This window comes from Methanobrevibacter sp. TLL-48-HuF1, assembly GCF_023617305.1.
GTDB classification, from domain to species: domain Archaea; phylum Methanobacteriota; class Methanobacteria; order Methanobacteriales; family Methanobacteriaceae; genus Methanocatella; species Methanocatella intestini.
In genome coordinates this window covers 725,506-747,518 of sequence record NZ_CP081485.1, presented here as the reverse complement: position 1 = coordinate 747,518, position 22,013 = coordinate 725,506, and the positions used below count along the sequence as shown (strand labels likewise).

The following is a 22,013-nucleotide window of genomic DNA, read 5'->3' as shown; positions in this document are numbered from 1 at the left end:
ATTTATTTTGAATTTATTGATGTGTGTTGTACTGGTTTTAATCCGGTTTAACTTATTGGGGGTTATAATTGATATTTTGGCGGTGTTTAATAATATAAAGACTTTAAAAATTTAAAATTTTCAAAATAAAATAAAAAGGAGGATACTCATGGATAAGAAAATTTTAATAATCTTTCTCATAGCTATTGTGGCATTTTCAATATCTTGTGTAAGTGCAGCAGATAGTAATGAGATAGTTATGAATTCATCTGATGCTGTCAGTATTAGTGAAGATGTTTCTGTCGATGATGGTGCATTTGCTAATCCGGTAACTTCAGAGGATTCTCAGGTAGTTGGTGATCCTTCATCTGAAGGTGTGTGGGTAGCAACTACTGGTGATGATACAAATGATGGTAGTCAGGCTAATCCTGTAGCTAGTGTCAGCAAAGCTGTAGACTTAGCTCAAAGCGGATCTACTATTCATATTAAAGAAGGAACTTATAATCAGGGAAAAATAGGTCTTAATAAATCTTTATCCTTTATTGGTGAAGGTAAGGTTATATTAAATAGTAATGGTGCAAATGTATTTGAATGTCTTGAAAATGATTGTACATTAGAATTCACTAATCTTGTTTTCACAGGGGTTTCATCTGTTAGTGGCAGTTCCTGTGGTTTAAGAGTAGGTGGTAATGGAAATCTTAAAGTAATTAATTGTACTTTTACGGATATTAGTGCTAAATATGGTGCAATGCAATTATACACAACAGGTGTTGCAGATATTATTAATTCTACAATAAAAGATGTGACCTGTGGAGTAACTAGGGGATCTATTGTTTATAATTCAGGCACTGGTAAATATAATTTTGATAATATATCTATTATTAATCCTAAATTATCTGATTCTGTAACTGGTGCTGCGGTACATTTAAGAACTGTGTTTTATTTAGATAACAAAGATGCAACTGTAACTTTAACTAATTCTCGTATAACTGGAGCTAGTGGACCTATGATGTCTCTTATAGAAAATAAGGGTACTTTAACTATTTCCAATACTGTAATTTCCAATAATGTAATTGGAAAAACAGAAAGTGGAATTAATGGTCAATATTTGTTATATTTGGGCTATTCTAATTTTGTAACTGCATTAAATATGACTAACTGTATAATTGAAAACAATACTTTTGGTAATGCAGATACTAGTGCATTAGCTTATATTTTTAAAAATTCCATTGTTAATTTAACTTATTCTTCTATTATGAATAATGGATTCAGTAAAAATTTAAATATTGCATCTGGAATTGCTCCAACTGTTAATTTAGATTACAACTGGTGGGGAACTAATACTTACACTGGTGACAATGTAAATAAATGGGTAGTTATGAGTACTCCTGAAACTACTATTAATGCTGAAAGTGGTAAAGCTATTGATGTAAGTGTTAACTTCAATCATTACACTGATGCTTCTGGTAGTATTCAAGATTTAGCTCAATCTATTTCTGGAATTAATGTTGACTTTAGTGCTGTTAGTGGTACTTTAAGTAAAAATAATGTAGCTAGTGTAGATGGTATAGCTACTGTAACATACACTACTACAACTAATGATAAAATCACTGCTAAGTCAGGTAGTCAAAGTTTAACTATTGATGTTGTTGCAAAACAAGCAGCAGCTGATATTTGGGTAGCAACTACTGGTAGTGATGATAATGACGGTAGCCAAGCTAGTCCTGTAGCTACTATTGCAAAAGCTATTGAACTTGCTGGTGATGGTTATATTATTCATATTGCTGATGGTAATTATGTAATTGATAAAACTTTAAGCATTTCTAAAAGTTTAACTTTAGAAGGTAGTGCTAATACAGTAATTGATGGTAATGCTTCAAAAATTATGGAAGTAACTGCTGATGCAACTGTTGTTTTAACTAATTTGTCTTTCACAAATGGTAATGCTGCTCTTGTAGGTGCTATTTCAAATGAAGGTAAGTTAACCATTTCTAATTCTAACTTTTATTCAAATAAGGCCACTGGTAATTCTGGAACTATAATTACTAATAAAAATAAATTAAATATTAATAATTCTAAATTTTATCAAAATTCTGCAGGCAAAGGTGTTGTAAACAATCAAAATGATGCATTATTAGTTATTGATAATTCTGAGTTTTATAATAATGATATGACTTCATTTTCTAATTCTTATGGTATAGTTTATACAACTTCAGCAAATGCAACTATCTCCAATACTGTATTTAGAAATAATGCTGTTAAATATGGTGGAGCTATTTATGCAACTAAATCATCTGATGCAACTATAGGTATTGTTAATATAATTAATTCTACATTTGAAAGTAATAGTGCAAATACTGGTCAGGGAGGAGCATTATTTGTTTCTGGTGGAGAATGTATTGTAAAAGAATCTATGTTTATTAATAACAAAGCTAATCCTGGAAAATACACTGGTGGTCAGGGAGGAGCAATATACACTTCATTAAACGGTAATGTCAGTGTTACAGATTCTGTTTTCAAAAACAATCAGGCTAAATTAGGTGCTGCATTATACTTAAACGGTGGCAGTAATTCAACCATTTCATATTCAGTTTTATTAAATAACACTGCTGAAGGAGACTATGCAATATCTAATGCTGAATCTGCATCTGGTGTGGCTACAGTTAATTACAACTGGTGGGGAACTAATTCTCCTAAAAATTTAGTGCCTTCAACAGTAACATTAAACAATTGGGTAATCATGAGTGCAGATCCAACTACTGTAACAGATGCTGAAATAGGTGATGTAAAAACAATATCTGTTAATTTCAACAAATATTCAAGTTTTGGTTCTATAAAAGACTTGTCAAAACCTCTTCCAGCTATTGATGTAAAATTTAGTGCTGTTAATGGTACTTTAACAAGTAACCTTGTTTCTACTGTTGATGGTGTTGCTGCTGTTTCATATACTGTAAATGGCAATGATCAAATTACTGTTAAATCAGGTAGTCAAACTTTAACTATTGAAGTTGTTGCAAAACTTCCAGTAACTGATGTTTGGGTATCTGCTAGTGGTAGTGATGCAAATGACGGTAGTCAGGATAGTCCTGTAGCTACTATTGCAAAAGCAATTGAGTTAGTTGCTGAAGGTCACACAATACATGTAGGTGAAGGTACTTATATTGCTAATTCTTTAACAATAGCTAAATCATTTGCAATGATCGGTTCAGGGAAAGTTATCATTGATGGTAATGCTTCTAAAATCATGACTATAAATGAGAATACAATTGTTAACTTCACCAATGTTGCATTTACCAATGCATTAAATAATTACGGTGGAGTTATGCAAAATCTTAAAGGAACTGTAAACTTAAATAATGTAAGCATTTACAAAAACACTCAAAAATCAGGAAGTACTCCTACTGTAAGTTCAATATACAATACTGGTGTAATGACTATTGCTAATTCAAATATTTATGAAAATGACGGTTACGGATTAATATTTAATTCAGGTAATCTTGATATTATCAATACAACTATTTCCAGTAATAATGTTGCTAAAGGAACTACTTATGCATTTTTATATATTGATGATGGTGCTGTAAATGTAATTAACTCTACACTATCTGATAATACTGCTAGATTAGCTGGTATTTGGCTTAATAAAGGAACTTTAAATGTTAATAATGCAACATTTGAAAATAATGTAGTTACTGTAGGAAATGGTGGAGCAATTCACATTGAATATGATTCAAGTACTGCAACCATTAAAGATTCCAAATTCATTGGAAACAAAGCTAATAAAGATGGTGGAGCTATTTATAATAAAGGTAAATTAAATATTGAAACTTCCATTTTTGATGCTAATGCTGCTTCCAATGGAAATACTGGTTATCATGGTGATGATATTTACAATTCAGGTATCTTAACTCTACATTACTCTGCATTACTTGGAAAAGGAACAAATAAATTAATTTACAACGAAGGCCGTGAACCAAGTGCTAATGCCCAATACAACTGGTGGGGAACTAACAGCAATCCTTCAACTTTAGTTGGTGCTGGTTTAGATTATGATGATGAACCATGCGATGATGTTGATGTTTCTAACTGGGTTGTTATGAGTGTTGATCCTGCAAGTATTGAAAATGCCAATGTTGGTGATAAAAAAACCTTAACAGTTAACTTCAATCATTATAATGCAAATGGTGTAATTAAAGAATTAACTAAAGCTATTCCATCTGTTGCTGTTAGTTTTGAAGCTGTTAATGGTACTTTAGCAGGTAATATAATTTCTACTGTTGATGGTGTAGCTAGTGTTACTTACACTGTAAACGGCAATGATCAGATTACTGTTACATCCGGTAGTCAGACTTTAACTATTGATGTTAGTGCAAAACAGATTGTAACTGATGTTTGGGTATCAGCTAGTGGTAGTGATGCAAATGACGGTAGTCAGGCTAATCCTGTAGCTACTATTGCAAAAGCTGTTGAACTTGTTAAACCGGGTTATACTATTCATGTGATGGATGGTACTTACACTGTTTCTGATTTAGCTATTAATTTCAATGTAGCTATTATTGGTGAAAATGAAGTTACCTTTACAGGGGACACTAAAACTATGTTCACTGTAGCTAATGGAATTGCTTTTAATTTAACTAATTTAAATATTACTGGAATTAATCGTGGAACCAGCAATTATGGTGTAATCTATAACAAAGGCGGTTCTGTTTACTTAAATAAAATCAATGCTTATTCAAATACTGCAAATCAAGGTGCTGTTGTTTATTCTGATAAAGGTTCAGTAAATATTGTTGATTCTGAATTTAGAGCAAACAGTGGTACTGTAGGTGTTATCTATGCTAATGCTGCTAATGTAGTCATGAATAATTCTAAAATTTATGATTCTACTTTTAGCGGTAATGGTGTTATTTATGGTTCAGGCAGTTCTGTAATCGATTTATCTAATGTAGATATTTCCAATAATAAAATGACTGGTAATGCTTTAATTGGTCTTGCAGGTACTGAATTAACTATAAGTGACTCTTATGTTCATAATAATACTTTAAGTTCTGGTGCAATATTCTATGGTGCATCTTCTGATAATGTCCTTAATATACGTTATTCTATATTTGGTGATAATACTGTCAATAAAGGATTTGCTTATTGCTTATTGGGTACATTTAAAGCAGATATTTCTGATTCTATTATAATTAGTAATGAAGGCACAACATTTGATGCATTGATAGGAACTATTTCAGGTACTATTGATAACAACTGGTGGGGAACTAACTCTCCGAAAACCGGTAAATTAACTCCATCCAAATGGGTTGTTTTAACTGCTACTTCTAATTTCACTGAAAGCCTTAAAGCAGGTGAAGTCATTGGTATAACTGCTGGATTAAACACTCTTCGTGATGCTGCAGGCAATAATTATACTCTTGGCGATACTGACATCTTTGATGGATGGAATGTTGAAATTAATGGTGAAAAAGCTACTGTTAAAGATGGAAAAGCAACTGTGTTATATACTTTAACTTCTGGAGAAAATGTTATTCCGGTTAAAGCAGATAGTGAAACTCTTACTTTAACTTATAATGTCGGATCTTCAACTACCAATATAGTAACTAATGACACATTCTTTAACTTCTTTGATAATGCCGGTACCTTATTGGAGAGTATTACTTTTGATACTTTAATCTTCAAAGGCGAATTCTCAGATCTTGGTGTAAATGTTGTTTACGTTCCAAGAGCTATTACTATTAATGGTGATAATGCAGTATTAAGAAATATTGCAATAATGTGTGAACAAGGAACTGTTTTAAATAACTTAACTTTAAATGCTACTGAATATGTTGCTGATACTGATGGCGCTCTTATATATGCTATCGGTAGTGATGTCACAGTAAATAATATTACTATTGATTATAATGCTACTGACGGATCTAAGAATGCAATTGCAGTTTATGCTAGTGGTGCAGATAACTTTAAATTAGTAAACAGTACAATTACTTTTACTGGAAACAATGTTAACGGTAAAGTATTTGCTCAAGGTATAAAAATAGCAAAAAGTAACAATGCTGTTGTTGATTCAAACATAATTACTACTTCCTGTCCGTTAGTGGATGTTGATTACAGCCATGGGGGAAGTATCGACACTGATTTGGTATTTGCAATTGGTGTGGAAAAATCAGAAAATGTTAAAATTATTAATAATGTAGTGGATAATTCTGCTTGGACTAAAGGAAATGGTGCTAATTTCCCTACTTTCGATGCATTTATTGCTCATACTGCTAATAATTTGTTAATTAAAAACAATACTATTTCCCATACTGATTTAATAACTCCAAAAGGAACTTCAAGTTATATTTATGCACTTGATTTTTATGAATCCAATAGTGTAACTGTAGAAGATAATCGTGTATTGCTTAATACTACTGGTGGTAAAGAAGGTGCAGGTGCTGCTTATGCTGTACAGGTTACCGGTCCTTATAATAATTTTGTAGTCAGAGGAAATAATTTAACCACTGTATCTAACGGTCCTAATTTAGCTGTGTACTCACAAAATTATTATGGTACTACTGAGATTACTGTTGAGAACAATTGGATTAATGTAACTGGTTTTGCTGGACCTGCTGACTTTGCATTAGTTTCAGGTATGGAATTCCAGGATACTGTAGCTAAAGCATATAATAACACTATCTATGTTCAAAATGTAAACGAATATAATGATAATAATAATATTGCAGGAATTACTTATGTACAATCAACCAGCGGAAACCACAAATTTGATATTCAGAATAATACCATTTATTCTGAAGGAAAATATGCAGTATTAATTAAATCTGCTGAAAACTCTCAAATAATTGGCAATACATTATATGCACATGAATTAAAAGGTGATGATGCAGCAATATTCAAATCTGGAACTAATAATATTATTAAAGATAATAAACCAATGACTTTTGTTTCTGATATTATAATTGATGTAAATAATGTATGGATAGGTAAGGAAGCAGTTATAGGTGTAACTCTTAACTCTACTGCTACTGGTAGTGTAAATATCACTGTAGGTGGTAAAACTTACACTGTTAGCTTAACTGATGGTAAAGCTACTTTAAAAGTATCTGATTTAGTTGCAGGAGTTAATACCGTTGTTGTAAATTATTATGGTGATGATAACTTTAAACCTTCAACTAACTCTACAATATTCAAAGTATTTGACGGTGTTGTAACTAATGAAACATTCTTTGATTACTTTATTAACGGTACTTTAGCAGATTATGTTCCTGAAGGTGCAACTTTAGACTTCAGAGGTAAATTCTATAGTCATGATGATGTTAAATTTGATTTGGCTATTAATAAACCAATTAATATGATTTCATCTACTAAAGATGCATTCATTGATTTAAACACTACTGCAGGTAGTTTACTTGGTGAAAATCCTGGTTCTTGTTTCACTATCAATAATGGTGGTTCAGGATCCAATGTGTCTGACATTATATTCCATAACTCTCAGGTTTGGATTTATGATGCTCATAATGTAGTTTTAGATAATATTAGTGTAATTGTTGAAAATAAAAGAGTTGGTTCTGGTGTTGGAACTACTGCTATACGTCACGGATCTACTAATGTAACCCTTAAAAACAGTTATATTTACACCAGTAACAATGGTGGTTCAAGCAGTATTGTTTTAACTCACGTTCAAAATTGTACTATTGAAAATAACACTATTGTCGGTGAAGGTAATGTCGGTAATTTACTTTACTTGAATACCTTTAATGATGCAGGCTGTGATTTAAGTAATGATTACAATAAAATCATTAATAATAAAATAACCGGTCCAAGTCCGACTTCTGCATTTTGTTACGGTATTGGAATTACTGGTAACAATAATTTAATTGCCGGAAATGTAATTAATTATGCTGGTGCTGGTATTGTTAATGCAGTTGGTGGTGTTCCTAACAACATCACTTACTGCGACAATGTTTTAATTGGTGGAGCTAGTATGACTATTGCAGCTAATTCTATTGCTTACAACAACACTGTTTCAGGTGCTTTAAATGTTGGATCAGGTTCAGTTGCTTATAACAACACTGCAAAATCCATATCTGCCAGTTCTAATTCTGTTGTATCTGATAGTATTGTAACTGCAACTTTAACAGTTCAGGCAGGAGTTAAAGTAGCTAATGTAACTGCTGCTTCTTTATCTGTAAACGGTAAAAATGCAGTTATTGAAAATGTAACTGTTAGTGGTGCTGGAATTATTAGATCCGCTGCAGGTAATACTACATTAATTAACTCCACATTTGGAGGTATGCTTACTGTTCAAAGTAATGATAACACAATAAAATACAATAACATTGTACTTGCTACTGGTAATACAACTATTCTTGTAACTGGTGGAAATAATGTAATTACTGATAATTATTTAGTTGCTGGAGATAAAATAGGTGATAATGCAGTTAATTCTACTGTCGATACAAACATTATAAAAGACAATCTTCCAAACGGACTTATCAATGTTACAATTACTGCAAAAGATGTATTTGAAGGCAGTGATGTAATAATTGATGTAGTTGTCGGAACTGTTTCTGATTTAACTGGAAAATTCACCCTTAAAATCAATAATAATGAATATGATCTTGTTTTCTCAGATTCAAAAGCTAGTGTAGTTATTTCCAATTTAACTGCAGGTAAATATGATATAACTGTAACTTATAGTAATTCATCATACGCTTTAAGTAATGCTACTTCCAGTGTTAATGTTTATGGAAATGTTGTAATTAATGAAACATTCTTTGTCTACTTTGATGAAGACGGATTATTAAGAAAAGAAGTTCCTTTCGATGAATTAGTATTTAAAGGTGAATTCTCAAATCTTGTAAATCTTATTTCAATTGAAAAACCTCTTAAAATAACCAGTGATAATGCAGTATTAAGAAACATAGCATTTGCTGTGCTTTCAGATAATGTAGTATTAAACGGATTAACTTTAGTCTCTAATGTTTCATGTGATGATAACGGTGGAACTCTCATATTGGTAGCTGGAAATAATGTGAATATTACTGATATGAACATTAGCTATATTATTAAAGAAAGTGTCGATGCTGTTGCAATTAATGCAAATGGTGTTTCAAACTTAAATGTTGTTAACAGCAATATTTTCTTTGAAGCATGTCCTAAAGATGATACATTAACTGCATGTGCTATTAATATGGAAGGCGTTTCCAATTCATTTATTGATGGAAATAATATTACTGCAGTCTTACCTTATTTATTTGCATCTAATTATGATTATACATACTTTATGATGGGTGTAAATACTGTAAATCCAATTAGAATGAGGGAATGTACTAATGTGACATTTTCCAAAAACAATGTAAACACTACTGCAAATGATGGAAGTGCTAGCTTCCCTACTTTACAATGTATGTTTATTGTCGGATCTAAAGACTGTGTAATTGATGGTAATAATTTCTCAATGATTGATACAGTTATTCCTGCAGGTACAAGCAATTACCTCTATGGAATTAACATTGGATACAATAAAAACTTAATGATTTCCAATAATGACTTTAAAATGTCTACTGCTGGAGGTAAAGATGCTGCAGGTACTGCATATGCAATACAAGGTGTAGAATGTGAAGTATCTATGATTGGAAACAATATTACAAGTGTAAGTAACGGTCCAAACTTAGGTATTTACTTTGCAAGTATGACTGGTGGAACATCTGAACTTTACATTGCCAATAACTTAATTAATGTTACTGGTTTAGCTTCTGCTAGTGGTAGCTGGGCTTTAGTATCTGGTATTGAAGTACAAAACGGTAATGCAAAAATATACAACAACACAATTTACACTTATAATGTAGGAGCTTACAATTCTGGAAATTATATGTATGGTATCAGTTATGCTCAATACATGTACGGTGACCGTTCATTTGATGTACGTAACAACACAGTATATGTTGATGGTCATTATGCAGTGTCATTCTTAAATGCAAATAATTGTAATGTAACTGATAACTTTTTAATCACTCGTGATTTAGCAGGAGATGCAGCTGTTGAAATTAAAGCAGGTAAAAATAATGTAGTTGAAAACAACTATCCTAGAAGTTCTGATTTAATATTCAACATTACTTCTGAAGAACCTGGAAAAATTTTAATCAATGTAACTATTGATAAAAAAGCTACTGGAAATATGACTATTAAAGTAAATGGTGAAGAATACACTGTAACTATTGTGGATGGTTCTGCTAGTTTGACTTTGGATAATTTAGATAATGGAACTTATTTCATTGAAACTGCATATGGTGGAAATACTTTTATTACTGAAAGTTCTAACAGTACTTTCTTTAACTTAGGTTTAATTGAATCTTCAATTGTTCTTAATGTAAGTGATATTAAAGTAGGTCAGGATGCAATTATCACTGCAAATATTACGGATGGTGCAACCGGAACTGTAACATTCTTTGTAAATGGTAACTCTTACCTTGTATTTATTGAAAATGGTACAGCTACTTTAAAAGTTAGTGATTTAACACCTGGTGATTACTCTGTATTTGCCCAATACAATGGTGATAAACAATATACTATATCAAGTAATTCTACAGTATTTAATGTAGCTAAATTGTCTTCAAAAGTAGCAATTAATGTAAATAATATTAAAGTAGGTCAAGATGCAACTATCAGATTAACTCTTCCAAATGTTAATTCTGGAGTTGTAAGTGTAATTGTTAATGGAAAAACATACAATGTAAACATAGTCAATACTAAAGGTACATTAACAGTATCTAATTTAGCAAATGGAACATACACAGTGATTGCTAAATTTGAAGGTAATGATATGTATGCAGCAAGTGAAGCTAATACAACATTTACCGTGTCTAAAATTGCTTCAACTACAACTGTAAGTGTTAGTGATATTAATGCAACACAAGATGCAGTTATTAACATAGCTGTTCCGGGTATTGCTTCTGGTGTAGTTAGTGTTACTGTTGGTGATGCAATTTATAGTGTTGCTGTTGTTGACGGTAAAGGATCTTTAACTGTTTCTGGTTTAGCTGCTGGTTCTTATGATGTTGTTGCTAAGTTTGCTGAAACTGATATGTATTTAGCTAGTGAGGCTAATGCTACATTTAAAGTATCTAAATTAGCTTCCACTACTGCTGTTAGTGTGGATGACATTAAAGTTGGTGAAAATGCAGTTATTGGTATTGCTGTTCCTAATGTTGATTTAGGAGTAGTTACTGTTACTGTTGGTGGTAAATCTTACACTGTTGCTGTTGTTGATGGTAAAGGATCTTTAACTGTTTCTGGTTTAGCTAGTGGTTCTTATGATGTTGTTGCTAAGTTTGCTGAAACTGATATGTATTTAGCTAGTATGGCTAATGCTACATTTAGTGTATCTAAATTAGCTTCCACTACTGCTGTTAGTGTGGATGACATTAAAGTTGGTGAAAATGCAGTTATTGGTATTGCTGTTCCTGAAATAACTTCTGGTGTAGCTACTGTTACTGTCGGTAATGCAATTTATAATGTTGCTATTGTTGACGGTAAAGGTACTTTAACTGTTTCTGGTTTAGCTGCTGGTTCTTATGATGTTGTTGCTAAGTTTGCTGAAACTGATATGTATTTAGCTAGCCAAGCTAATGCTACATTTGCTGTTTCCAAATTAGTTATTTCATCTATGGATGTTGATGTTAAAGACATTAAAGTTGGTGATGATGCTGTTATTGGTATTGCTGTTCCTAATGTTGATTTAGGAGTAGTTAGTGTTACTGTTGGTGATGCAATTTATAGTGTTGCTGTTGTTGATGGTAAAGGATCTTTAACTGTTTCTGGTTTAGCTAGTGGTTCTTATGATGTTGTTGCTAAGTTTGCTGAAACTGATGTGTATTTAGCTAGTATGGCTAATGCTACATTTAGTGTATCTAAATTAGCTTCTGCAGTTGATGTTAGTGTGGATGACATTAAAGTTGGTGAAAATGCAGTTATTAACATAGCTGTTCCGGGTATTGCTTCTGGTGTAGTTAGTGTTACTGTTGGTGATGCAATTTATAGTGTTGCTGTTGTTGATGGTAAAGGTATTTTAACTGTTTCTGGTTTAGCTAGTGGTTCTTATGATGTTGTTGCTAAGTTTGCTGAAACTGATATGTATTTAGCTAGCCAAGCTAATGCTACATTTAGTGTATCTAAATTAGCTTCTGCAACTGTTGTCACTGTTAGTGATATTAATGCTGGTGATGATGCTGTTATTGGTATTGCTGTTCCTAATGTTGATTTAGGAGTAGTTACTGTTACTGTTGGTGGTAAATCTTACACTGTTGCTGTTGTTGATGGTAAAGGATATTTAACTGTTTCTGGTTTAGCTAGTGGTTCTTATGATGTTGTTGCTAAGTTTGCTGAAACTGATATGTATTTAGCTAGTATGGCTAATGCTACATTTAGTGTATCTAAATTAGCTTCCACTACTGCTGTTAGTGTGGATGACATTAAAGTTGGTGAAAATGCAGTTATTGGTATTGCTGTTCCTGAAATAACTTCTGGTGTAGCTACTGTTACTGTCGGTAATGCAATTTATAATGTTGCTATTGTTGACGGTAAAGGTACTTTAACTGTTTATAATTTAGCTGCTGGTTCTTATGATGTTGTTGCTAAATTTAATGGCAATGATAAATACTTAGCTAGCCAAGCTAATGCAACATTTGCTGTTTCCAAATTAGTTATTTCATCTATGGATGTTGATGTTAAAGACATTAAAGTAGGTGATGATGCTGTAATTAGTGTTGCATTGCCTGAAGATGCTACTGGAAATGTAACTGTAAACGTTAATGGTAAAAATTACACTGCTATAGTTAAATATGGTGTAGCTAGTGTAACTGTCCCTAATTTAGCTAATGGAACTTACAGTGTAAGTGTATTCTACAATGGTGATGATACATACATGCCTATGGAGAATTCTACTAAATTTACTGTTTCTAAAGTGTCTGATTATAATATGACTGTTGATATTGCAGATATTATTAAAGGTGAAAATGCTACAATTACTGTTACTGTTCCTAAAGACGGAATCGGTAGTGTAGTTGTAACAATAAACGGTACAGATTACAAAGGAACAGTCACTAACGGCACTGCTAAAGTTATTATTCCTGGTTTAGATGAAGGAACCTACAAAGTAGTAACCTTCTACACAGGAGATGCTAAATACGACTCCATGATAGTTAACGGAACAATAACAGTTAATAAAAACACTAAAACCACCTTAACAATGGAGGATGTTGTAAAATACTTCAGCGGTTCTCAAAATCTCACAGCTAAACTTGTTGACGCATTTGGAAACCCAATAGCTAACGCAACTGTTTACTTCACAGTAAACGGCAAAGTTTATGCTAAAACAACTGATAAAAACGGTACAGCTTCCATGGGTATCGGATTAGTTCCTAACGAATACAAAGTAAATGCTGTATTTAACGGAACCAAAGATTATGATAAAGCAACAGCTAATGCAACAGTAACAGTTAAAAACACTGTATTAGGAAATGACACTACATTATACTTCTGTAACGGAACAAAATATGTAGCTAAATTCTTAGACAGTAACGGAAAAGCATTAGCAAACACAACTGTAAAATTCAACATTAATGGTGTGTTCTACACTCGCGTAACTGATGAAAACGGTACAGCTAGTTTAGGCATCAGATTAGATCCAAAATCATATGTTATAACAGCTTACAACCCGGCAACCGGTGAAGAAAGAGCTAACAACATAACTGTTTTACCAAGATTAACTGCACAAGATCTCTCCATGAAGTATCTTGACGGCAGCACATTTAATGCTACTCTTGTTGATGGTCAAGGTAAAGCTTTAGCTGGTGCAAACATAACCTTTAATGTAAACGGTGTTTTCTATCATAAAACAACCAATGCTAATGGTGTAGCTAGCTTAAACATCAGATTAATGGCTGGTGAATATATCATAACATCAACGTATGATAACTGCTGGGCATCAAATAAAATAACAATTTCAGCTTAAGAAGTTAAAATCTAACTTCTTAACTTTTTTTCTTTTTTTAACTCGTTTTGAAACATAATTATTAAATAGTATACAATCTAAAAATATGAATGTATATTAAATAATTTTTTAAGCTAGTTGCTTAACTTTTTATTTTCTACTAAACTTTAGAATATACAATTTTGAGGTGTTTAAATGAAAACAACTGTTAGTGTAATTAAAGCTGATATTGGAAGTGTGTCTGGACATTGTGTTGCACACCCAGATTTAATGGATATTTGTGATGAAGTTTTAGCAGAAGCTTTGGATACAGGTATTTTAACTGATTATTATATCTCCCGTTGTGGAGACGACATTGACTTAATTATGACTCATAGAAATGGGGAAGAAAACGAAGAAGTTCACAAAACTGCTTACAATGCTTTTATGAAAGCTACTGAAAGAGCACGTGAATTAAAATTATATGGTGCAGGTCAGGATTTATTGTCTGATACTTTTTCTGGAAATATTAAAGGTATGGGTCCAGGTGTTGCTGAAATGGAATTTAAAGAAAGGCCAAGTGACCCTGTTTTAGTATACTGCTGTGACAAAACCGAACCTGGTGCATTTAACTTACCTATTTTTAAAATGTTTGCAGATCCATTTAATACTGCAGGTCTTGTTATTGACCCAAGTTTACACGACGGATTCAAATTTGAAGTATTTGATGTAATTGAACACAGAAAAGTTATCTTAAACTGTCCTGAAGAAATGTACGATTTACTTGCATTAATTGGTTCCACTGGAAGATACGTAATTAAAAGAGTATGGAAGAAAAATGGAGAAATCGCAGCAGCTATCAGTACTGAAAGATTAAACTTAATGGCTGGTGAATATGTTGGTAAAGATGACCCTGCAGCTATTGTAAGAGCACAATCAGGTTTCCCAGCTAATGGTGAATGTGTAGAACCATTTGCATTCCCTCACATGGTAAGTGGATGGATGAGAGGTTCCCACAACGGTCCTATGATGCCTGTATCTGAACAAGATGCAAACCCAATTAGATTTGACGGACCACCTAGAGTAATTGGTTTAGGTTTCCAAGTATCAGATGCTAAATTAATCGGTCCTGTTGACTTATTTGATGACCCTGCATTTGATCCTACTAGGGAAGAATCTGCAAGAATTGCTACCTACATCAGAAGACACGGTCCATTTGAACCTCACAGATTACCTGCTGAAGAAATGGAATATACTTCATTACCTGGTGTAATGGCAAAACTCGAAGACAGATTCGAAGATATGGAATAAATTTAAGAGATTTTAATTAATCTCTGCTTTTTTTACTTTTTTTTATAGCTATTGTATTTTGCATTATGTATTGTATTTTGCATTACATATTGTTGGGCATTGTATTTTGCATTATGTATTGTATTTTGCATTACATATTGTTGGATATTGTATTTTCATACTCTTGAAGTTAAATGTGTATTTCCATTTAGAACTATATGAACTTATATTCAATTAGCTACTTTAAAAATACAACCATAATATGCTTTTCAAAATAATTGTTAATTCTGTTTATTTAAATCAGTTTTGGAGAAATACTTTTAAATTAAACCATGAATCATCCGAAGAGCATCTAATAATCCGTGACTATATTCAATACATCCAAATGCTGTACGCATATCTTTTTTCTTTTCAAGATAATATTTTGAATCGTTCATATAATCAACAGCTCGGTCATAAACTTCTTTTTCCTTTCCTTCAAAGTTTATGTCTTCAACCTGTTTCAGATTGCGTTCTAATTTCTTGATGTCAATACTTATTTTTTCTGCACTTTCCAAATCATTCATTTAAGCTGCCTCCATACGTGATATATTCTTTGTCCTACTGTAATGTAAGATAATATTACTAAAATCATTATTGTGTATGTAAAGTAAATTGGGCTTGTTAAATATCCGATAATCGCTCCAATCATTAGTATTATCATACGAACTGCTCTTTCAGCTATTCCAACTTTACATTCAACTCCCTGAGACTCTGCTCTAGCTCTAACATAACTGACTGTAATAGCTGAATGTATAGCTAAGGCACCAATAAACCAATCGCAATAACCTCCGAAGATTATTCCAATGTAAATTATTGCATCTGCAAATCTGTCCATTGTTGAATCAAGAAATGCTCCAAATTTAGAGGTTCTGTTGTGATATCTGGCTACTGCACCATCTACAACATCTAAAAATCCACTTAGTAAAATAGCCAATGTTCCAATAATCAGTAAATGATTGGCAAATCCGTAAGCAGCAATTATTGCAATAAATGGGGAAATTACTGTTACGACATTCGGATTTATATTTAAATGTTTAGCTAGTGGATTTAATATTTTTGTTAAAAAAGGACGTAGACTTTCAAGCATAATTTATATATAAAGATTTTACTCATATATAATTGTTCATAAAATATTAAGGTAATCTAATGAAAATATTAAAAACTAATCAGAATGAAGTAGATAAAAAGGTTATTGATGAAGCTGTAAAAGTTTTAGCTGACGGTGGGGTTATTTTATATCCTACAGATACTGTTTACGGTTTGGGAGCTAATATTTTCAATAGAAAAGCGGTTAAAAAAGTTTATAATATTAAAAAAAGAAGCTATTTAAAACCAGTTTCTCTTTTAGTTTCTTCTAAAGATGCAATTCCTTTAGTTTCTAAGGCTTCTCTGAATCAGCTTAATTTTATAGATAAATACTTGCCTGGACCTTATACATTTATTTTAAAAAAGTCAAAAATTGTTCCAAGACATTTAACCAGCGGGTCTGTTAATGTTGGCGTTCGTGTTCCTAAAAGTGAGATTGCATGTAGCTTAGCTAAAATTTTTCCGATAACGACTACCAGCGCTAATCTGTCAAATAAAGATACATTAGACACTCCTGAAGAAATATTAAAACAATTGGGCTGTGAGGTTGATTTGATTATTGATGTTGGTCCTTTAAAATCTGGAAATCCATCAACAATTATTGATTTGACTGGTGAGGAACCTGTTTTTGTTAAAAGGTAAGCTTAAAAATATATACTTTGTATAACCAAATAATATATTATGAAAGTCTTAGCTAATTTTGAGGATAATCATAAAATCCCAACTAATTCTGCCATTGATAATTTATTAAATGGTGGTGTGGAAAAAGGAACTATTACTCAAATATTCGGACCACCAGGATCTGGTAAAAGTAATATTGCTTTAGTATTGGCAGTTAATGTAGCTAAACAGGGTAAAAAAGTTGTTTATGTTGATACTGAAGGTGGAATTTCAATTAACAGGATTAAACAAATAGCTGGGGAAGATTTTTCCAAAATAGTTAATAATATTATTGTTTTTGAACCGACTTCATTTTTAGAGCAAAATGAAAATCTTAAAACTATTGAGCTTTGGATTAGAAAACATCATGATGATGTTGATTTATGTGTTTTGGATTCTGCTGTTGCTCTTTATCGTGTTGATGATATGAAATCTTCAAGGCTTAATAAGGAATTAGGTAAACAGATGGGTATTTTAGCTAAAATAGCTCGTAATTATGATGTTGCAGTTGTATTGACTAATCAAATTTACAGCTCTTTTGATGATGATAACAAGGATGCTGTTAAAGCAGTTGGTGGAACTATTTTACAGTACTGGAGCAAAACCATAATTCAACTGGAGCGAAATGAAGAGTTCAATAAAAGAATAGCTACTTTAAAAAGACATAGAAGTATTGGTGAAGGTAAACAGGTTACTTTTAAAATAGTGGAAAGAGGAATTATTTAAACATTAATTTTATAAATAACTTAAAATAAATAATTACTTTGGAATTTTATTGTTATGTGATTTTTATGAAAAATAATTTAAGCAGTCATGGGGAAGACAGTATAAAACATCCTAAAAAGAAATTTGAAAAGGTTGTAAGAGTTCCCCCTGAAGGATATGATTCTTCAAATGATTTTTTTGAAGATGTATTCATGGATAAAGATATGATTTGGATGGGTCAAAACACAAATCATTTGCATGGTGATATTATAGCTGATGCTATGGCTAGTTGCGCTAAAGCTAAAGAATACTGTAAATATCCTCCTCCAGAAGGATTTTCAGAGCTTAAGCAATTAATTTTAGATGATTTAGGTTTTGAAAATTCAGATATTTTATTAACTGCCGGAGCTACTGAATCATTATACCTTTGTATGCAGGCATTATTGGGACCGCAGGATAATGTAGTCATGTCTGATCCGGGTTATTTAATTATCGGAAACTTTGCAAACAGATTTGCAGGTGAAGTAAGGTATGTGCCTGTTTATAATGAGGAATGCGGTTATAAATTAACTCCTGAACTTCTTCGTGAAAATATGGATGAAAACACCAAAATGGTAGTTTTAATCGATCCGTTAAATCCGTTAGGTTCAGGTTATACTGAAGAAGAAATAAAAGAGTTTGCTGAAATAGCTATTGAAAATGATATTTATCTTTTAGATGATGTAACCTACAAGGATTTTGCAAGAAATCATTATCTGGCTGCAAATTATGCTCCTGAACAAACATTGACTATTTACAGCTTTTCAAAAATATTTGGAATGGCTGGTGTTAGGATTGGAGCAGTTGTTTCAACTTCAGATATCATTGATGTTTTAAAAAATGCTGTTGTCAATGATTTGGGAGTTAATATAATTGCTCAGTATGGCGCAATTGCCGGTTTAAAATCCAAAAGCGAATGGGAAGATAAAATAAAATCAATCACTTTCAATAATCAAAAATTAATTAAGGAAGTTGTTGATGAGATTGATGGTGTATTTTTACCGGTTTATCCGTCTGAAGCTAATATGATGGCAATTGATTTATCTGGTGCAGGTATAAGTCCAAAAGACATGTCAAATTACTTACTTAAAAGAAAAATATTCACAAGGGAAGGAGAATACACCAGTAATTTATTTGGTGATAATTATTTACGTATAAGTTATTCCATTCCTGAGGAGCAAGTAAAAGTATTCTGTGAAGAATTCCCTAAAGCTGTTGAAGCATTAAGGAAATAATTATGTGTTTCGAAATTACGGATGAAGATTTTAGATTTAAATATCATCATCCGCTACCTGATTTTTATAAAGTTTCAAATCCTGCAAATCCCAAAACCCAAATTGATAATTCTATTTTAAAAGATTTGGAAAACTTAGCTATTGAAAATAATTGTGCAGGCATTAGCTATTCTAAATTAAGTGATGAATTTAGGGAAGAATGGAATATTGATTTTGACAATGTTATTATTTTTAAATATCTGATGTCTCCTGAAATTTTGGAAATGGAACCCTCAAAACTAAAATGTAAACTTACAGATGATGAATTTCAGGAAATCGGCCGTAAGATGTATGGGTTTGCTGATTTTTTAAGGAAAAAAGGATTTGCTGCAGAGTTGCTTAATCCGTTAGATGATGAAATCAGTTTAAGGGCAATAGCTATGCAGTCAAATGATGCGGTTATTACAAGAAGCAATATGTGTCTTTTTAAAGAGGGTTTAAATATCGGATTTTTTATGATTCACACATCAATTGAAAATTTGCCTTTCAAAAAAGAAAATGACATGTGCTGGGTTGGAGAATTTTGTAAAACCTGCGGAAAATGTATCAGAAAATGCCCTGAAAATGCATTTGATGAAAATGAGCTGGTACTGAAAAAAGTTTGCACTGCTCATAGGGAAGGATGCAGTCAGTGTATGCTGGTTTGTCCATTTTATAAAAAAGGTTATATTAAAATAAAGCAAAAATATGATAAAAGAGTAGCTAAAAAGAGAGGTTGATTATTATGAGTGATAAAATAGCATTAGTGTCATGTAGTGGATTAAGTCCCCTTGGTTTGGTAGTAAGAGCTGCTACGGTGGAATTAGCTCTGGATAATGAAAATATTGTTGCAGCATGCATAACTGAATATTCTGCACAACCAAATCAATGCAGTCCTATTCTGGAAGGTGCAAAAGTAGTATCAATAACAGGATGTACGGATGATTGTGTTTCAACTATTCTAAAAGAAAAAGACATTGATATAATGAGGAATATTGATGCTGAGTCAGTTGTCAAAGAAAATGATTTGAATCCTAATGATTCAGTCAGGTTAGATGATGATGGTGAAAAAGCCGTTAAGGCTTTAAAAGATTATATTTTAAAAGAATTGGAGAATATTTAATCTGATAAGTAGTAATATTCTCCTTTTTCTTTTTGTTCACGATCAAGATAGCTGTCTAATTTATTGACTCTTGGTCTTTTTGTTTCTTTATCTCTTCTGAATGTAATATTCAGATTTCCTAAAAATTCGTTCATGGAACTTCTTAAATCTGTTGGTTTGGATGCATGTCCTTCTAAACCCGGAGTACCGTTAAATACCATTGCCCTGTCTGATATATAATCGATAAATACAATATCGTGGTCTACAATAAGTGATGCTGCATTTCTGCTTTCTACCATCTTTCTAATGACTCTTGCAGCTATCAGTCTTTGTTCTACATCTAAAAATGCAGTAGGTTCATCGAAAAGATAAATTTCAGCATCTTTTGAAAGTGTTGCAGCTATTGCAAGTCTTTGAAGTTCTCCTCCACTTAACTTTTTAACTTCCTTTTCAAGCATATCTTCTAATTTAAAAGGATCCATAATCTCACTTTTAAAGATATTGCTTCCGAAACTTGGTGCATTCATGTATAAAAAGTCGCTGACAGTTCCTTCAAAATCAGAAACTATATATTGTGGTTTGTATGCTATTGTAACTTCTGTATCTACTTCTCCACTTGTTGGTTCTTCCACTCCAGCCAGCATTTTGGCAAATGTGGTTTTTCCGATACCGTTTGAACCGAATGCAGTTACAATTTCGTCATGGAAAATTTCTCCAGCATCTGCAGTTAACTTAAACCCTCCATAATCCTTACTTAAATCGGAATAGCTGGATAATGACTCCCCTTCATCTTCGGGAGTTGGTGGTCTGATTGTAAATTCAATAGGGTTTTTTCTTATTCTTACATTTTCTTCAGCTAAAAATCCATTTATGTATGCATTAATTCCAATTCTAACACCTTTTCTACCTGATACAACACCATATCCTCCAGGTTCACCAAATAAAACATGTATATTGTCAGATAATGCATCTAAAGTAGCTAGATCGTGTTCAATAACTAAAACACTTTTACCGTCTTGGGCAAGTGAACGAATTACTTTTACTGCATTTAATCTTTGTGAAACATCCAGCCATGATGTAGGTTCATCGAAGTAATAGAAGTCTCCTTCTCTTAAAACAGTTGCAGCTATAGCTACTCTTTGGAGTTCCCCACCACTTAAGTTTTTCATTTCACGGTCTAAAACATTATGAAGATCTAATTCATCACAAACATAATCTAATTTTCCTCTTTCATCAACGTTTGTAAGCAAATCACTTACTTTTCCTTTTACAACTTTGGGAAGCTGATCTACCATTTGAGGTTTTAAAATAGCTTTTATTTCTCCAGCAGCTAATTTTGTAAAGTAGTTTTGAAGAGCTGAACCTTTATAATGTTCAATTACTTTATCCCAATTATTCTGGGGGTTTTCATAATCTCCTAAGTTTGGAATTAAAGTTCCAGATAGTATGTTCATTATTGTTGACTTACCGATTCCATTTGGACCAAGCAAACCTAATACGCTGCCTTCAGTTAAACTGGGGAGTCCGAATAATTCAAATTGGTTTTGTCCGAATCTATGAATTGGTTCTCCTATAGCTTCAGGCAAGTTAATAATTGAAATAGCATCAAATGGACATCTGTTTGTACAAATACCACATCCTTCACATAATTCTTCAGAAATTAATGGCTTGTTAGTGTTTTCATCAATGATGATAGTATCTTCATCCATTCTAACTCCTGGGCAGTAATCAATACAAACAAAATTACATTTCTTGGGTTGACATTTGTCTTTGTCTAATATAGAAATACGACTCATTTATATCTCCTTTAATTAAATAATAATAAAAATAAAAATTAATAGTATTTTTATATTAGTTTTTTTTCATTTTTAAAGGATTTGGTCAT

At 32.1% G+C, this 22,013-nt stretch carries 10 protein-coding genes; 7 read left to right on the top strand and 3 right to left on the bottom strand.

All coding sequences use genetic code 11. From position 1 onward, the window contains the following. Positions 1 to 148: 148 nt before the first annotated feature. Together K4897_RS03650 and fbp are read left to right on the top strand one after the other, a co-directional pair. Positions 149 to 13,993 carry an Ig-like domain repeat protein gene (locus tag K4897_RS03650; RefSeq protein WP_250416753.1) on the top strand — a complete coding sequence of 4,615 codons (13,845 nt, stop codon included), beginning with the start codon at positions 149 to 151 and terminating at the stop codon, positions 13,991 to 13,993. 174 nt (positions 13,994 to 14,167) lie between these two features. Next, the gene (gene fbp / locus K4897_RS03645) at positions 14,168 to 15,262 is read left to right on the top strand and encodes a fructose-1,6-bisphosphate aldolase/phosphatase (RefSeq protein ID WP_019265680.1); all 1,095 of its coding nucleotides are present in this window, start codon (positions 14,168 to 14,170) and stop codon (positions 15,260 to 15,262) included. Positions 15,263 to 15,561: 299 nt separating this feature from the next. On the opposite strand, the gene K4897_RS03640 is transcribed toward fbp, so the two are convergent. Beyond that, the gene (locus K4897_RS03640; RefSeq protein WP_004032367.1) at positions 15,562 to 15,807 is read right to left on the bottom strand and encodes a DUF357 domain-containing protein; all 246 of its coding nucleotides are present in this window, start codon (positions 15,805 to 15,807) and stop codon (positions 15,562 to 15,564) included. Continuing rightward, on the bottom strand, positions 15,804 to 16,370 hold the full coding sequence (pgsA, locus tag K4897_RS03635) for an archaetidylinositol phosphate synthase (protein ID WP_019265678.1): 567 nt from the start codon (positions 16,368 to 16,370) through the stop codon (positions 15,804 to 15,806). The genes K4897_RS03640 and pgsA overlap by 4 nt, the downstream gene beginning before the upstream one ends. A 59-nt stretch (positions 16,371 to 16,429) precedes the next feature. Here pgsA and K4897_RS03630 point away from each other — a divergent pair, with 59 nt between their 5' ends. The 5 genes from K4897_RS03630 (at position 16,430) to K4897_RS03610 (ending at position 20,149) form a co-directional block, all read left to right on the top strand. Then, positions 16,430 to 17,011: an L-threonylcarbamoyladenylate synthase gene (locus K4897_RS03630; RefSeq protein WP_019265677.1), complete on the top strand. Its 582-nt coding sequence runs from the start codon at positions 16,430 to 16,432 to the stop codon at positions 17,009 to 17,011. Positions 17,012 to 17,050: 39 nt separating this feature from the next. Then, positions 17,051 to 17,755: a DNA repair and recombination protein RadB gene (gene radB, locus K4897_RS03625; protein ID WP_019265676.1), complete on the top strand. Its 705-nt coding sequence runs from the start codon at positions 17,051 to 17,053 to the stop codon at positions 17,753 to 17,755. Positions 17,756 to 17,820: 65 nt separating this feature from the next. Next, positions 17,821 to 19,008 carry a pyridoxal phosphate-dependent aminotransferase gene (locus K4897_RS03620; protein ID WP_250416750.1) on the top strand — a complete coding sequence of 396 codons (1,188 nt, stop codon included), beginning with the start codon at positions 17,821 to 17,823 and terminating at the stop codon, positions 19,006 to 19,008. A gap of 2 nt (positions 19,009 to 19,010) precedes the next feature. Then, entirely contained in the window at positions 19,011 to 19,766 is a 756-nt protein-coding gene (locus K4897_RS03615; RefSeq protein WP_019265674.1) for a DUF362 domain-containing protein, read from the top strand. 5 nt (positions 19,767 to 19,771) lie between these two features. Beyond that, a complete protein-coding gene (locus tag K4897_RS03610) occupies positions 19,772 to 20,149 on the top strand; it encodes a putative zinc-binding protein (RefSeq protein WP_019265673.1) in 378 nt (125 codons plus the stop codon). Here the strand turns inward: K4897_RS03610 and K4897_RS03605 are convergent. Further along, entirely contained in the window at positions 20,146 to 21,924 is a 1,779-nt protein-coding gene (locus K4897_RS03605) for a ribosome biogenesis/translation initiation ATPase RLI (protein ID WP_019265672.1), read from the bottom strand. The genes K4897_RS03610 and K4897_RS03605 overlap by 4 nt on opposite strands. Positions 21,925 to 22,013: the final 89 nt, after the last annotated feature.